At 74.8% G+C, this 14,214-nt stretch carries 15 protein-coding genes; 2 read left to right on the forward strand and 13 right to left on the reverse strand.

The features are described from left to right. Nucleotides 1–30 precede the first annotated feature (30 nt). Nucleotides 31–1,101 carry a glycerophosphodiester phosphodiesterase family protein gene (locus BMW27_RS19380; RefSeq protein ID WP_091447201.1) on the forward strand — a complete coding sequence of 357 codons (1,071 nt, stop codon included), beginning with the start codon at nucleotides 31–33 and terminating at the stop codon, nucleotides 1,099–1,101. Nucleotides 1,102–1,201: 100 nt separating this feature from the next. On the opposite strand, the gene BMW27_RS19385 is transcribed toward BMW27_RS19380, so the two are convergent. After that, nucleotides 1,202–2,491: an adenylosuccinate synthase gene (locus BMW27_RS19385; RefSeq protein WP_091447203.1), complete on the reverse strand. Its 1,290-nt coding sequence runs from the start codon at nucleotides 2,489–2,491 to the stop codon at nucleotides 1,202–1,204. A gap of 66 nt (nucleotides 2,492–2,557) precedes the next feature. On the opposite strand from BMW27_RS19385, the gene BMW27_RS19390 reads away from it, so the two are divergent. After that, the gene (locus BMW27_RS19390; RefSeq protein WP_091447206.1) at nucleotides 2,558–3,175 is read left to right on the forward strand and encodes a hypothetical protein; all 618 of its coding nucleotides are present in this window, start codon (nucleotides 2,558–2,560) and stop codon (nucleotides 3,173–3,175) included. Nucleotides 3,176–3,269: 94 nt separating this feature from the next. Here the strand turns inward: BMW27_RS19390 and BMW27_RS23540 are convergent, their stop codons facing one another. From BMW27_RS23540 to BMW27_RS23050, 12 genes are all read right to left on the reverse strand, one after another. Beyond that, complete coding sequence (locus BMW27_RS23540; protein ID WP_165965732.1) at nucleotides 3,270–3,413, reverse strand: GPGG-motif small membrane protein; 144 nt, start codon at nucleotides 3,411–3,413, stop codon at nucleotides 3,270–3,272. Nucleotides 3,414–3,520: 107 nt separating this feature from the next. Continuing rightward, complete coding sequence (locus BMW27_RS19395) at nucleotides 3,521–4,105, reverse strand: hypothetical protein (protein ID WP_091447208.1); 585 nt, start codon at nucleotides 4,103–4,105, stop codon at nucleotides 3,521–3,523. A gap of 108 nt (nucleotides 4,106–4,213) precedes the next feature. Next, nucleotides 4,214–4,636: a DUF3151 domain-containing protein gene (locus BMW27_RS19400; protein ID WP_091447211.1), complete on the reverse strand. Its 423-nt coding sequence runs from the start codon at nucleotides 4,634–4,636 to the stop codon at nucleotides 4,214–4,216. 78 nt (nucleotides 4,637–4,714) lie between these two features. Further along, nucleotides 4,715–5,749 (reverse strand): class II fructose-bisphosphate aldolase, encoded by a 1,035-nt coding sequence (gene fbaA, locus BMW27_RS19405; RefSeq protein ID WP_091447214.1) that lies wholly within the window; start codon nucleotides 5,747–5,749, stop codon nucleotides 4,715–4,717. Nucleotides 5,750–5,826: 77 nt separating this feature from the next. Beyond that, a complete protein-coding gene (locus BMW27_RS24420) occupies nucleotides 5,827–6,423 on the reverse strand; it encodes a pentapeptide repeat-containing protein (protein ID WP_091447635.1) in 597 nt (198 codons plus the stop codon). After that, complete coding sequence (locus BMW27_RS19415) at nucleotides 6,420–7,772, reverse strand: FAD-dependent oxidoreductase (RefSeq protein WP_091447217.1); 1,353 nt, start codon at nucleotides 7,770–7,772, stop codon at nucleotides 6,420–6,422. The genes BMW27_RS24420 and BMW27_RS19415 overlap by 4 nt, the downstream gene beginning before the upstream one ends. Then, the gene (locus BMW27_RS19420) at nucleotides 7,769–9,178 is read right to left on the reverse strand and encodes an FAD-binding oxidoreductase (protein ID WP_091447638.1); all 1,410 of its coding nucleotides are present in this window, start codon (nucleotides 9,176–9,178) and stop codon (nucleotides 7,769–7,771) included. Before BMW27_RS19420 ends, BMW27_RS19415 begins: the two co-directional genes overlap by 4 nt. Nucleotides 9,179–9,292: 114 nt before the next feature. Continuing rightward, nucleotides 9,293–9,892: an orotate phosphoribosyltransferase gene (gene pyrE / locus BMW27_RS19425; protein WP_091447220.1), complete on the reverse strand. Its 600-nt coding sequence runs from the start codon at nucleotides 9,890–9,892 to the stop codon at nucleotides 9,293–9,295. Nucleotides 9,893–10,043: 151 nt separating this feature from the next. Beyond that, nucleotides 10,044–10,700 carry a fasciclin domain-containing protein gene (locus BMW27_RS19430; protein ID WP_091447222.1) on the reverse strand — a complete coding sequence of 219 codons (657 nt, stop codon included), beginning with the start codon at nucleotides 10,698–10,700 and terminating at the stop codon, nucleotides 10,044–10,046. Between the two features lie 230 nt (nucleotides 10,701–10,930). After that, entirely contained in the window at nucleotides 10,931–11,599 is a 669-nt protein-coding gene (locus BMW27_RS19435; protein ID WP_091447224.1) for a fasciclin domain-containing protein, read from the reverse strand. Between the two features lie 98 nt (nucleotides 11,600–11,697). Further along, nucleotides 11,698–13,365, reverse strand: a complete 1,668-nt coding sequence (locus BMW27_RS19440; RefSeq protein WP_217638212.1) for a molybdopterin-dependent oxidoreductase — start codon at nucleotides 13,363–13,365, stop codon at nucleotides 11,698–11,700. A 65-nt stretch (nucleotides 13,366–13,430) separates the two neighbouring features. After that, entirely contained in the window at nucleotides 13,431–14,120 is a 690-nt protein-coding gene (locus BMW27_RS23050; protein WP_139206942.1) for a hypothetical protein, read from the reverse strand. Between the last annotated feature and the right edge of the window lie 94 nt (nucleotides 14,121–14,214).

Raw genomic sequence — 14,214 nt, forward strand, 5'->3', positions numbered from 1 at the left:
CCGACACCTGGCTGGGGTGTTGTGGGTGGCATGCGCGCGATCGCGTCGCCGGCACCGGTCCCGGCGACCCGCCCTGCCCGTCCCGTCATCGTCGGTCACCGCGGTGCACCGTCGTACCGCCCCGAGCACACCGCTGCCAGCTTCGAGCTGGCCATCGACCTCGGTGCCGACCTCATCGAGCCCGACGTCGTGGTCAGCCGCGACGGCGCGCTCGTCGTCCGGCACGAGAACGAGCTCTCCCACTCCACCGACGTCGCCGACCGGCCGGAGTTCGCCGGCCGGCGCACCACCCGCCTCGTCGACGGCCGCGAGCGCACCGGCTGGTTCAGCGAGGACTTCACCCTCGCCGAGCTGCGCACGCTGCGCGCCGTCGAGCGGATGCCGGCGCTGCGCCCGCTGAACACCACCTACGACGGGCAGGCCGGGATCCTCACCCTCGCCGAGGTCGTGGCCATCGCCCGCCGCCGCTCGACCGCCGACCGCCAGGTCCGCGTGCTGGCCGAGCTGAAGAAGCCCAGCTGGTTCGACGCGGAGGCCGGCGTGCCGATGAGCGAGCTCGTCGCCGCCGAGCTGCGCCGCCTCGGCGCGACGGACCCCGACGGCACCGTCGTCGTGCAGTCCTTCGACGCCGCCGCGCTGCGCAGGCTGCGGGCCGACCTCGGTCACCGCGGCCCGACGATGCTGCAGCTGGTGGACGACGCCGGCGAGGACGACCACCTGGTCACCCCCGCGGGCCTGCGCGAGGTCAGCACCTACGCCCAGGGCATCGCCCCGAGCCGGCACCGCATCCTGCAGCGCGACGCCGACCAGGCGATGACCGGCGTCTCGGACCTCATCGCCCAGGCCCACCGCGCCGGGCTCGCCGTCGTCCCGTGGACGCTGCGGCCGGAGAACGCGTTCCTGCCGCAGCACCTGCGCCGCGGCGAGGCCGTGAGCGGGACCGGGGACATGCAGACCGAGGCCCGGCTGCTGCTGGCCCTCGGTGTCGACGGGCTGATCACCGACGCCCCCGACGTGGCCGCCCGCGCCCGCGCGGAGCTCTACACCTCGCGCCCCTCCCGCACCGCACCGCGGCCGGCAGCCGTCCTCGGCCTGCTCTGACGGCGTCCCGGTGACCAGCTGACCTGGTCACCACCGGTCCCGGCTCTGCACCGGTGGTGAGCCAGGACCGGGTTCGACCAGCTCAGCCGGTCGTCGCGGCTCAGCCGATCAGGTCGTGGAGGACGACGTTCTCGTCGCGGCCGGGGCCGACGCCGATGACGCTGATCCGCGCACCGGAGAGCTCCTCCAGGCGCCGGACGTAGGCCTGCGCGGTGGCCGGCAGCTCGTCGAAGATGCGGCAGGTCCGGATGTCCTCGGACCAGCCCGGCATCTCCTCGTACACCGGTGTGGCGTGGTGGAAGTCGGTCTGCGTCATCGGCATCTCGTCGTGCCGGACGCCGTCGACGTCGTAGGCGACGCAGATCGGCACCGTCTCCAGGCCCGAGAGCACGTCGAGCTTGGTGAGGAAGTAGTCGGTGATGCCGTTGACCCGGCTGGCGTAGCGGGCGACGACGGCGTCGAACCAGCCGCAGCGGCGGTCGCGGCCGGTGGTCACGCCGACCTCGCCGCCCTGCGTGCGCAGGTACTCGCCGTCGGCGTCGAACAGCTCGGTCGGGAACGGGCCGGAGCCGACGCGGGTCGTGTACGCCTTCAGGATCCCGACCACCCGGTCGATGCGGGTGGGTCCGATGCCCGACCCGGCGGCCGCTCCACCCGCTGTCGGGTTGGACGACGTCACGAACGGATACGTGCCGTGGTCGACGTCCAGGAGGGTGCCCTGGGAGCCCTCCAGCAGCACCCACTCGCCGGCGTCGAGCGCGTTGCCCAGCAGGAGGCGGGTGTCGGCGATCCGGTGCTTGAGCACCTCGGCGTAGCCGGCGTACTCCTCCACGACCTCGTCGACGTCGATCGCCTTGCGGTTGTAGACCTTGACCAGGATCTGGTTCTTCTCCTGCAGCGTGCCCTCGAGCTTCTGCCGGAGGATCGACAGGTCCAGCAGGTCCTGCACCCGGATGCCGGTGCGGGCCACCTTGTCGCCGTAGGCGGGGCCGATCCCGCGGCCCGTGGTGCCGATCTTGCGCTTGCCCAGGAAGCGCTCGGTGACCCGGTCCAGCGCCCGGTGGTGCGGCATGATCAGGTGCGCGTCGGCCGAGATGACCAGCCGTGAGGTGTCCACGCCGCGCTCCTCGAGGCCCGCGAGCTCGCCGATGAGCACCTGGGGGTCGATGACCACACCGTTGCCGATCACCGGCGTGCACCCGGGCGTGAGGATGCCCGACGGGATCAGGTGCAGCGCGTACTTCTCGCCGTCCGGCGTGATCACCGTGTGCCCGGCGTTGTTGCCACCCTGGTAGCGGACGACGTACGGCACGCGTCCCCCGAGCAGGTCGGTGGCCTTCCCCTTGCCCTCGTCGCCCCACTGGGCGCCGATCAGCACGACTGCCGGCATCTCGCTGTGGTCCCCCTCGGACTCGTCACCGGCGGTCGACCGGCTGGCAGGTGGCAGGGTATCGGCATGCCCCTCGTCGAGTTCGACCTGCGCGGTCTCGGGCCGGGTCAGGCGCCGGACCGAGGGGTGGTCGCACCCGCCGCCGAGGCCGACGCGCTGCTGGTCAGGGGGCCGGTGCCCGCGCTCGCCGGGGTGCTGACGGCGCTGTGGAAGGCCGGGCGGACGGCCGGGGTCCCCGTCTCCTGGGAGCCCGCCGGCGACGGCGACTCGGCCGCCCTGGCCCGCGCGCTCGGCATCGGCACCGGGCCGGTGCGGGAGCTCGGCCTGGTCCGCGACGACCACGGCGGCGTGCTGCTGCACCACGGCCGCGTCGAGGCGGCCGGGGACGAACGGCGCCGTCCGCTGGCACGGCGGCTGGGTGCGCAGGCGCACCACGACGCGGTCAAGGTCGCCGACGGGCAGATCACCCGCATCGACGTCCGGCCCGACTGGCGGGCCGTGGACACCCTCGACGTGACCGTCATGACGCTGCCGTTGCGCCCTGGCCGACGCACCAGCGGACGAGCCGTGCAGATCGCCTGCGACCCGGCCCGGATCACCCGGGACGGCGTCCCTCACCCGCGGCCGGTCACCCGCTGGACGTGGTACGCCGACGACCGGGTGCGCTGGCGACTGCAGCCCTGAGGGAGGACCCCGTCCTCCCCGCCCTCCGCACGCTCGGGACGGGGCCGCGGCGAGCTCCTGGACGGGGCCCACCCCAGGGCAGGGAGGCCCTTCCTCAGGTGAAGATGCTGACCCCGCCGGGGCCCACCAGCAGGCCCACGATGATCAGCACGATCCCCCACAGCAGCTGCCTGCGGACGATCGCGACGATGCCGGCGACGACGAGGACGACGGCGAGGATCCAGAGAAGCGTGGCCATGGAGGCACCTCCGGGAACGGGCGTCCGGTCCGGACGCTGGGGACGGAGAGTAACCGACCACGGGTCGCTCCCGCTGGTTCTCCGTCACCGCATCACCCAGAGTGACCTCAGGCAGCGGGATGACCCAGCCGCTCGCGCAGGTCGACGTGCCAGTCGACCTGCACCCGCCGGCCCACGTGCCCGCACGGCCGGACCAGGTCGAAGCGGGTGAGGACGCCGCCTGAGTCGGCCCACAGCAGCGCCAGGTGCCCGGCCGCGGCGCGCGGCCCAGCGGGGTCCAGGGCGAGCTGCAGCTGGCGGCTCGGGTCCTGGCGGTAGAAGGCGCGCAGGCCGTCGGTGGCGGCGGCGGGCAGCTCGCCGTCGTCGGAGCGCCAGACCCGCAGCACGTCGGTGGGGGTGCGCAGGATCAGCCCGCTCATCGGCAGGCCCAGGTTGTCGGTGCCGGCGTCGAGGTCCAGCTGGCGGGCCTGCAGCGGATCGGAGAGCTCCTCGGGGCCGGCACCCCACGGCCGGAGCCGCTCCATCGCTTCCCGGCGGACCAGCTGGTGGTCCAGGTGCCGGTCAGCGGTCGGGTTCCACCCGTGCCGGGCGTGGATGGCCGCGCTGACCGCGACGCCGGCCGACAGCGCCTCGTGGACGGCGATCAGCAGGGGACGCAGCCGGCGGGTGACGGTGCCCGGGGAGTGGTCCACGGCCCGAGTGTGCCGGTCGGCCCCGACGGATCCCGCTGTGCGGGCGTTCCTCGCGGGTCGGCGGTGCTGCAGCGCCGGCAGTGCGCGAGGAACGCCCGCACCGGCCGCCTAGGGCGCCAGGGACGGGTCGCAGTCGCGCAGCAGCTGGGTGCAGCGCTCCTGCTCGTCGGTCTCGCCGATCGCCTCCGCCGCGCGGGCCAGCACCGTCACGCAGCGCAGGAAACCGCGGTTGGGCTCGTGCGACCACGGGACCGGGCCGTAGCCCTTCCAGCCGTTGCGGCGCAGCGCGTCCAGCCCGCGGTGGTAGCCGGTGCGGGCGTAGGCGTAGGCCTCGATGACGTCGCCCAGCGTCCGCTCGGTGCGGCCCAGGGCCTCCTCGGCCAGCGCCGCCCACGCCGCGCTCACCGTCGGGTGGTGCGCCGCGACCTCGGCCGGCGGGTCGCCCGCGGCGAGCTCCGCGTCGGCCTCGGGGTTGCCGGGCAGCAGCGTCGCGGGCGGCTCGCCGAGGAGGTTGTGCTGCGGGTGCCCCATCAGACCTCCTCGCCGGCGCTCGTCGGCCTGCTGGGCAGCCCCGCTGTGTCCACTCGTGACCTCGCGAGCTCGGTCACGTCAGGCGCTCTGCGACTGGCCGGCCGACAGCAGGTCCTCGCACGCCTCGACGATGCGGGCGGCCATGCCGGTCTCGGCGAGCTTCATGTAGGTGCGCGGGTCGTAGGTCTTCTTGTTGCCGACCTCGCCGTCGACCTTCAGCACGCCGTCGTAGTTGGTGAACATGTGCCCGACGATCGGCCGGGTGAAGGCGTACTGGGTGTCGGTGTCGACGTTCATCTTCACGACGCCGTAGGAGAGCGCCTCGCGGATCTCCTCCTGCGCCGAGCCCGACCCGCCATGGAAGACCAGGTTGAAGGGCTTGCTGCCGTCCCCGAGGCCGAACTCCTGGGAGACGACGTCCTGGCCCTCCTTGAGGATCTCCGGGCGCAGCTTGACGTTGCCGGGCTTGTAGACGCCGTGCACGTTGCCGAAGGTCGCGGCGAGCAGGTAGATGCCCTTCTCGCCGAGGCCGAGGCTCTTGGCGGTGGCCACGAAGTCGCCGGGCGCGGTGTAGAGCTTGTCGTTGATGTCGTGCGAGACGCCGTCCTCCTCGCCGCCGACGACGCCGATCTCCACCTCGAGCACGATCTTGGCGGCGGCGCACTTCTCGATGAGCTCCGCGGCGATCTGCAGGTTCTCGTCGAGGTCGATGGCCGAGCCGTCCCACATGTGCGACTGGAACAGCGGCTCCTGGCCGGCGTCCACCCGGTCCTTGGACACCGCGATCAGCGGGCGCACGTAGGCGTCCAGCTTGTCCTTGGGGCAGTGGTCGGTGTGCAGCGCGATGTTGACCGGGTACTTCTCGGCGACGACGTGCGCGAACTCGGCCAACGCGACGGCGCCGGTGACCATCTCCTTGACCCGGGTGCCCGAGCCGAACTCGGCACCACCGGTGGAGAACTGGATGATGCCGTCGCTGCCGGCGTCGGCGAAGCCGCGCAGCGCGGCGTTGATCGTCTCCGACGAGGTGCAGTTGATCGCCGGGTAGGCGAAGCCGCCCTCCTTGGCCCGGTTGATCATGTCGGCGTAGACCTCGGGGGTCGCGATGGGCATGCGGGGCACTCCTTGCGTCGGTGGCGGCGCTGGTCCGGCGGCCAGTATCGCGCCCGGCTCCACCGCGGCGACACCCGCTACTCGGCGGCCTCCGGTCCGACCCGCAGGCCCAGGGCGGTCACCAGCACCACGGCCTGCGCCACGTCGACCTGCGCGCCGGCCAGCTCGACCTCGCGCGGGTCGAGGGCGGACAGGTCGCTGCCGCGCAGGTCGGCGCCGGAGAGGTCGGCGCCGGCGAACTGCGCGCCGGAGAGGTCCAGGTGCCGCAGCGCGGCCCCGGCCGCCCGCACCTGCGTGAGGTCGGCCTCGCGCATCCGCGCGCCGGTGAACGCCGCCCGGGACAGGTCCGCGCGGCGGAGGGCGACGAAGGACCAGTCGCCGCCCTCGACGGTGGCCAGGTCGAAGGTGCAGCGGTCGAAGGTGCTGCCGACCAGCTTGCAGTCGGTGAACACCGACTGGGCGAACGAGCAGCCGGTGAAGGTGCAGTTCAGGAACGCGGCGTCGGTGTGCCGGCTGAGGGTGAACCGGCAGTCCCGGAAGACGCAGTCGGTGAAGACGGCGCCGTCGTCCGTGGTCTCGGACAGGTCGACCCGGCTGAAGGTGACCCCGGTGTGCTCCTCGCCGGAGAGGTCGTCGCCGTACCGGTCCTCGTCCCGGACCTCGCGCCCGCTCAGCCCTGGTCCACCCGGCTGGCCACCCGCGCCGCGACCACGACGGGGTCGTACACCGGCGAGAACGGCGGCGCGTAGGAGAGGTCCGAGCCGGCGAACTCCTCGGCGGTCAGCCCGGCCCAGACCGCGGTGGCCAGGACGTCGATCCGCTTGCCGGCCCCCGGCCCGCCGACGACCTGCGCACCGAGCAGCTGTCCGGAGCCGCTGTCGCTGACCAGCTTCACCGTGACCGGCTCCGCACCCGGGTAGTAGCCGGCCCGCGTCGTCCCCTCGATGGTCTCGGTCCGGAAGTCGTGGCCGGCGGCCTCGGCCTGCCCGCTGCACAGCCCGGTGCGCCCGATCTCCAGGTCGCCCACCTTGGTCACCGCGGTGCCGAGGACGCCGGCGAAGCGGGCCGCCCGGCCGCCGATCACCGAGCCGGCCACGCGGCCCTGCTTGTTGGCGTGCGTGCCGAGGGCCACGTGCACCGCCTCGCCGGTCAGCCGGTGGAAGGTCTGGCTGCAGTCCCCGGCGGCGTAGACGGAGTCGTGCGACCGGCTGCGCTGGGTGCGGTCGACGTCGATCGCGCCGGTCTCGCCGATGCGCAGACCGGCGGCGCGCGCCAGCTCCACCTCCGGGCCCATGCCCAGCCCGAGGACGACGAGGTCGCAGTCGTAGCTGCCGACGTCGGTGGTGACCGCCCGCGCCGCGCCGTCGGCACCGGTCTCGACCGCGCGCACCGGCTGGTCGGGCTGCACGCCGATGCCCATGTCACCGAGCGCCTTGCAGATCCGCTCGCCCATGTCCGCGTCGAGCAGGGACATCGGCAGCGAGTCGGCGAGCACGATGGTCACCTCGAGCCCGCGGGCCTGCAGCACCTCGGCCATCTCCAGGCCGATGTAGCCGCCGCCGAGGACCACCGCCCGGCGGGCGCCGGCGGCGACCGCGGCGCGGATGCCGGCGCCGTCGGCCAGCCGGTGCACCCCGTGGACTCCCGGCGCGTCCAGGCCGGGGACGTCCGGGCGCAGCGGTCGTCCGCCGGTGGCCACGACCAGCCGGTCGAAGCCGAGCGTCTCGCCACCGTCGGTGCGCACGGTGCCGGCGTCCAGGTCGAGTTCCTCGGCGCGGGTGCCGGTGCGGACCTCGATGTCCTGGGCGGCGAACTCCCGCGGCGTGCGGGCGATGAGCCGGTCGCGGTCCTCGACCAGGTCGCCCACCCAGTAGGGGATGCCGCAGGCGGAGTAGGAGACGTCCGGGCCCTGCTCGAGGACGGTGATCGCGAGGTCCTCCGCCGGGCGCAGCCGCCGGGCCGCGGTGGCCGCGGACATCCCGGCGGCATCGCCCCCGACGACGACCAGGCGGTCCGCGCTCATGCGGTCGCGGACGGCCGCCGGCGCAGCACCTTGCCGGGGTTGAGCAGGCCGGACGGGTCGAGCGCGTCCTTGATCGACCGGTGCACGTCGGCCGAGACCGGGCCGATCTCGCGCTCGAGCCAGTCGGCCTTGAGCGTGCCGACGCCGTGCTCGCCGGTGATGGTGCCGCCGAGCGAGAGCCCCAGCTCCAGGATCGCGTCGAACGCGGCCACGGCCCGCGCCCGCTGGTCGGCGTCGGAGCCGTCGAACACGATCGTGGGGTGCATGTTGCCGTCACCGGCGTGCCCCATGACGCCGATGACCAGGTCGTACTGCGCGGAGATCGCGTCGCAGCCGTCGATGAAGGTGGCCACCCGCGATCGGGGCACGGCGACGTCGTCGAGCAGCACGTCGCCCAGTCGCTCCAGCGCCGGCAGCGCCGCCCGGCGGGCGGCGAGCAGCAGATCGCCCTCGGCCGGGTCGGCCGTGGAGTGCACGAGGTCGGCGCCGGCGGCCTCGCACAGCCGGGTGAGCTCGGCGATCTCGTCGAGGGCGGCCGCTCCCCCGGCGTCGGACCGGGCCACCAGCAGCGCCTGGGCGTCACGGTCGAGGTCGGCCCGCAGCATGTCGTCGACGGCGCGGATGCAGGTGCGGTCCATCACCTCGAGCATGCTGGGCACCACGCCGCTGGTGACCACCGACTCGACGACCTGCCCGGTCTGCGCGCTGGTGGCGAAGGTGGCCACCAGGGTCACCGGGTCGGCGGCCGGTGCGGGACGCAGCGCCAGGGTGGCCTCGGTGATGACCCCGAGGGTGCCCTCCGAGCCGACGAACAGCCGGGTGAGGTCGTAGCCGGCCACGCCCTTGACCGTGCGCCGCCCGGTGCGCAGCACCCGGCCGTCGGCGAGCACGACCTCCAGGCCCAGCACGTAGTCGGTGGTGACGCCGTACTTCACGCAGCACAGCCCGCCGGAGTTCATCGCCAGGTTGCCGCCGAGGGTGCACCAGTCGTAGCTGGCCGGGTCCGGCGGGTAGAACAGCCCGGCGGCGCCCACCGCGTCGCGCAGCGCCTTGTTGACCACGCCGGGCTGGACGACGGCCAGCCGGTCGGCCGGGGAGACCTCGAGGACGGCGTCCATCCGGGTCATCACCATCGTGATCCCGCCGTCGACGGCGTTGCTGGCACCGACCAGCCCGGAGCCGGCGCCGCGCGGCACCACCGGGACGCCGTGGCGCGCGGCGATCTGCAGGACGGCGACCACCTCGGCGGTGCTGCGCGGGAACACCACCGCGGCAGGCGTGCCGGCCTCGGCGAGCACCGCCTGGTCGCGGGCGTAGGACGCCGCGACGTCGGGGTCGGTCAGCACGCTGTCGGGACCCAGGGCATCGGCCAGCTCGGCCACCCACGTCGTCGTCACGGTGGTCACCGCCACACCGTACGACGGTTCCCTCCGGGGCGAGACCGGCGATCCGCCCCCGCCCTCGGCCCCCCTGCCCGGTCCCGCCGCGAGCCTGCGAGCGGCGGGACCTGGAGGGTCCGCCTACAGGCCGAGGTCGGCGAGGGTGAACGCGGCGCGGTACTCCAGGCCCGCCGCCTCCACCGCGGCCCGCCCGCCCCGGTCCACGACCACCGCCACGGCGACCGGCTCGGCGCCGGCCTCGCGCAGTGCCTCGACGGCGGTCAGCGGGCTGGAGCCGGTGGTGGACACGTCCTCGACCACGAGGACGGTGCGACCGGCGACGTCGGGCCCCTCGATCCGGCGCTGCAGGCCGTGCGCCTTGCCGGTCTTGCGGACGACGCACGCGTCGAGGAAGCCCTCTCCCGCGGCCGCCGCGTGCAGCATCGCCGTCGCGACCGGGTCGGCGCCCAGGGTGAGCCCGCCGACGACGTCGTAGCGCAGGTCCCCGGTGAGCTGGCGCATCACCCGGCCCACCAGCGGCGCTCCCTCGTGGTGCAGCGTCAGCCGGCGCATGTCGATGTACCAGTCGGCCTCCTGCCCCGAGGACAGCGTCACCCGCCCGTGGACGACGGCGAGGTCGACGACGAGCTCGAGCAGCCGGTCACGGTCGGGCCGGGCGACCCCTCCCCCGGGTCCCGCTCCGGGGGACGAGGGGCGGGCAGGGAGGGGGTCCGTTTCCATGCCGCCGACCCTATGGGGACCCTTCTGCACCCCGCCGTGAGAGGACCCCGTCCTCCCCACCCTGCGCACGCTCGGGGTGGGGAGGACGGGGGCCACGGCGAGCCTCTGGACGCGGCCGAGCGGGCCCCTGGGGAGGGCCGCTCCGGCACGCTCAGGCGGCCGGGGTGAGCACCTGGTCGACGAGGTAGACCGTCGCGTTGAGCGTCAGGAGGTTGCCGCAGGTGACCGTCGCGTCGGCCGCACCCAGCAGCGTCTGGTCGGCGCTGACCGTGAAGGCCTCGCCCTCGCCGTCGATGGTGACCTGGCCGCCGTCGAGGGTGGTGTGCGTGCCGGCCAGCTCGCCGGGGGCCAGCCGGCCGGCGATGACGTGGTGGGTGACCAGCGCGGTCAGCCGTGGCGTGTCGGCCAGCAGCGGGGCCAGCGTGGCGGGCGGAACGGCGGTGAAGGCCCCGTCGACCGGGGCCAGCACGGTGAGGTCCTGGGTGGCGTCGAGGGACGCGGCGAGCGTGGCCGCCTGCACGGTGGCCGTCGTGTGGGTCAGCCCCGGGACGGTCGACATCGCGGTCGCGGCCGGAGCGGCGGCGAGGGCAGCCGGGCTGCCCGGCCCCTCGGGCGGCAGTGCGGCACAGCCGGGACCGAAGGGGCCGGTCGGCGCGGGCGGGGCGGCCTCCGCCGCGGACGGCGCCGCCGGGGCGGTGCTCGCCGCGGCGGCGTCGTCCGCCGGCTCGCCGGAGCCGCAGCCGGCCAGCGGCAGCGCCAGGGCGGTGGCGGCGGCGAGCAGGGCGCGGCGGGTCGGGGTGCGCGTCACGGGGCGGGGCTCCTCGGTCGGGGACGCCCGCCATCATCACCGGCGCGGGGCGGAACAGCCGGTAACGGCACGACGACAGTGCGAACTGGCCGAGGGCCGCCGTCCGGTCGGACGACGGCCCGCGGCCGGCTCCCCTCCGGGGTCCCGACGGCCCGTCCGGGGCACCGCCCCGAGCCCGCGGAGGGCGGGGGGACGGGCCTTCGACGAGACGTGGGCGGAAGGGGCCCCTCTCAGACGCCGGCCGGCGCGAGCACTTGGTCGACGATGTAGACGGTGGCGTTCGCCGTCTGGACGTTGCCGCAGATGACCGAGGCCGGGGTGCCGGTCACGGTCTGGGTGACGGTGAAGTCCTCGCCGGAGCCCTCGATGGTGACCTCGTCGCCGTTGAGCGTGGTGTGCGTGCCGGCCAGCTCGTCGGGGGCCAGGCGACCCTCGATGACGTGGTGGGTCAGGATCGCGGTGAGCTGGGTGTTGTCGGCCAGCACCGCCTGCAGCGCGTCCGGCGGGATGGCCTCGAACGCCGGGTTGGCCGGAGCGATCACGGTGACGTCCTCGGCGGTGTTCAGGGCGTCGACCAGGTTGGCCTGCATGACGGCCTGCACCAGCGTGGACAGCACCGGGTTGTTGCTGGCCGCGGTGGCCACCGGGTCGTCGGTCATGCCGGTGAAGCTGCCCTCCCCGTCGGCCGGGACGGCGGTGCAGCCCTCGCCGAACGGCTCGGCGGCGGCCGCGTCGGTGCCCATCTCCGTGCTGGTCTCCGGCGCGGCCGGGGACGAGCTGCTGGAGCCGGCGCCGGTAGCGGCCTCCGAGGCGGTGTCCTCGGAGCCACAGGCGCTCAGCGTGATGGCGGTGCCGGCGGCGGTGACCAGCACGGCGGTGCGGGTGAGGGTGCGCTTCACGGGGATCTCCTTGGTCGTCGTGCGGGGTTCCTGGCCCACGACCCGGGGGGTCGCGGGCCACGCCTGCGGCCGGCGGCCGAGACGAGCTGTGGGGTGGCTCAGGTCGCGTTGACCCGGATGGAGTGCAGTCCGCTGGACCCGGCGGGGAACGGCTCGGCGCGCTCCTCGGTCTGCACCTCGCCCTCGGCGCTGGTCGCGCGGACGGTGAGCTGGTACGAGCCGGGGGCGAAGTCGTGGGGCAGCACCCACTGCCGCCACAGGTCGGCGTCCACCTGCGGGGAGAGCTGCGCCGGCAGCCACGGCCCGTCGTCGACCCGGACCTCGACGGCGCCGATGCCGCGGGTCTGCGCCCAGGCCACCCCGGCGATCGCACGGCGGCCGGCCGGGAAGCGACGCAGCGGCGCCGGGGTGTCGATGCGGGACGCGATCTTGATCGGCGCCCGGGCGGCCCAGTCGCGCTCGGTCCAGTAGACGTCGAACGCGTCGTAGGTGGACGCCTCGATCCCGGTCAGCCACTTGCAGGCCGACACGTAGCCGTAGAGGCCCGGGATGATCATCCGCACCGGGAAGCCGTGCTCCACCGGGAGCGGCTCACCGTTCATGCCGAACGCGAGCATCGCGTCCTTGACCTCGAGCGCCGAGCGCGTGGGCGCGCCGATGGTCATCCCGTCGACCGAGCGGCAGACCAGCTGGTCGGAGCCGGGCCGGATGCCGTTCTCGCGCAGCAGGGCCCCCAGCGGGATCCCGAGCCAGCGGGCGGTGCCGGCCAGCCGGCCCCCGACCGTGTTGGACACGCAGGTCAGGGTGGTGTCGCGCTCGATGACGTCGGAGCGGCCGAGCAGGTCGTCGAGCGTGTAGCTGCGCGGGGCGTCGAACATCCCGGTCAGCGACAGCTCGTAGCCCGCTGGATCGATCTGCGGCACCGTGAGCGCGGTGTCGACCCGGTAGAAGTCGCGGTTGGGCGTGAACAGCGGGGTCAGGCCGCCGATCGCCGCGGCGAGGTCGGCGCCGGCCGGCAGGGCCGCGGCCGGGGAGGCCGGGGCCGGGAGGACGAGGCCGGCCCGCGCCCCACCGACGTCGAAGCGGCGCAGCAGCAGCCGGCCGGCGCCCCCGGTGGCGACGGCGGCGCCGGCGGCGGCAGCGCCGGTCAGGAAGAAGCGGCGGCGGTCGAGCCCGGGGCCCTTGCGGTCACCGGCGCCGAGGGACGTCCGCAGGCGCTCGGCCGGCGGGACCCCGTCGTCGGGCCGGGTGGTCGCGGCGCCTGCCGTCGGCCCGGTGAGCGGCGCCAGGAGCGCGAGCAGCGCGACGACCCCCGCCACTGCGCCGGCCAGCGAGGGCAGTGCGTCGAGCGGGCCGCCGGCGGGGCCGGTTGCGGCCGCAACTGCCCCCACCACGCCGAACAGCGCGATGCCGGCCACCCCGGGCGTCCGGCGGCGCAGCGCCAGGACGCCCAGGACCGCGGCGTAGACGGCGATGACGAGCAGCGTGCCGACGACGAGGGCGATCTTGTCGCTCTCGCCGAAGGTCGCGATCGCGAAGGCCTTGACCGGCTCCGGGACCAGGGTGATGACCGTGTCGCCGACGGCGACGACCGGTGAGGCCTGCGGACCGACCAGGCCGGCGACGAGCTCGGCTCCGCCCAGCGCGACGCCGGCGGAGAGCAGCCCGGCTCCGGCGGCGAGCGGACGGCGCCCGGCGCGCGGCCGTCCGCTGCCCTGCCCGTCCGGCCCGGTCGCCGGTGCCGAGGCCTGCTCGATGGTGGTCACGACTGGGCTTCGCGACCAGCCGCCCTAGGGGTTCACCGTTCCGGTAACAAGTCCGTAACGAGTGGTCAGCGCAGTCCGGCCTGCCGGCGGGCGGTCATCGCCCGGTACCACTCGCTGGACGGCCGCAGCGCCAACGCGACGACCCCGACGATCGTCAGCAGCAACGAGATGACCGACAGCGAGTCGAGGAAGCCGTTGCTGGCCGTGGCCGTGCCCAGGCCGGCCAGGCCGAACACGGCGCTGAGCCCGCCCAGCACGACGAGCACGATCCGCGCCCAGTTGCGGCCCTTCCAGGCGAACCAGATGAAGAGGGCCTCGAGGGCGGCCACCAGCAGACCGAGCACCACGGCGACGACCAGGCCGGCCCGGACGACGTCCTCGGTGATCACCGGGTCGTTCGCCGCGGCCACCCCCTGGGCGACGAGCTCATCGAGGCCGGAGAACTGCACGAGCGAGGCGATGAGGCTCAGGATGAGCGTGGCCATGAAGGCCCCGACGCCGACCCGTACCGTCGTCGGCCGCTCCGGCGCCTCCGGGGCGAAGTCGTGCCCGGGCGCCGGCGGCGCGGCGGAGTAGCCGTACTGCGGCTGCCCCTGCCAGCCCTGCGGCGGGTCCTGCCAGCCCTGCGGCGGGCCCTGCCAGCCCTGCGGCGGCGGCTGCTGCCAGCCCTGCTGGGGCGGCGCCTGCCAGCCCGGCTGCTCCTGCGGCGGCTGCCACCCCTGCTGGGGGTCCTGGCCACCCTGCCCTGACGTCATCGCCTACTCCCTGCTCGCGGTCGAGTCCCTGCCGTGATGATCACCCACCCTGCCGACACCGGCCAGGGCCGGAAGGCGATCGAGACCCGATTGG

The organism is Geodermatophilus poikilotrophus, assembly GCF_900111455.1.
GTDB lineage: Bacteria > Actinomycetota > Actinomycetes > Mycobacteriales > Geodermatophilaceae > Geodermatophilus > Geodermatophilus poikilotrophus.

What these genes read in the sequence shown, in the direction of transcription:
- BMW27_RS19380 (WP_091447201.1), top strand. Translation starts at nt 31, where the DNA reads ATGCGCGCGATCGCGTCGCCGGCACCGGTCCCGGCGACCCGCCCTGCC.
- BMW27_RS19385 (WP_091447203.1), bottom strand. Translation starts at nt 2,491, where the DNA reads ATGCCGGCAGTCGTGCTGATCGGCGCCCAGTGGGGCGACGAGGGCAAG.
- BMW27_RS19390 (WP_091447206.1), top strand. Translation starts at nt 2,558, where the DNA reads ATGCCCCTCGTCGAGTTCGACCTGCGCGGTCTCGGGCCGGGTCAGGCG.
- BMW27_RS23540 (WP_165965732.1), bottom strand. Translation starts at nt 3,413, where the DNA reads ATGGCCACGCTTCTCTGGATCCTCGCCGTCGTCCTCGTCGTCGCCGGC.
- BMW27_RS19400 (WP_091447211.1), bottom strand. Translation starts at nt 4,636, where the DNA reads ATGGGGCACCCGCAGCACAACCTCCTCGGCGAGCCGCCCGCGACGCTG.
- fbaA (WP_091447214.1), bottom strand. Translation starts at nt 5,749, where the DNA reads ATGCCCATCGCGACCCCCGAGGTCTACGCCGACATGATCAACCGGGCC.
- BMW27_RS19415 (WP_091447217.1), bottom strand. Translation starts at nt 7,772, where the DNA reads ATGAGCGCGGACCGCCTGGTCGTCGTCGGGGGCGATGCCGCCGGGATG.
- pyrE (WP_091447220.1), bottom strand. Translation starts at nt 9,892, where the DNA reads ATGGAAACGGACCCCCTCCCTGCCCGCCCCTCGTCCCCCGGAGCGGGA.
- BMW27_RS23050 (WP_139206942.1), bottom strand. Translation starts at nt 14,120, where the DNA reads ATGACGTCAGGGCAGGGTGGCCAGGACCCCCAGCAGGGGTGGCAGCCG.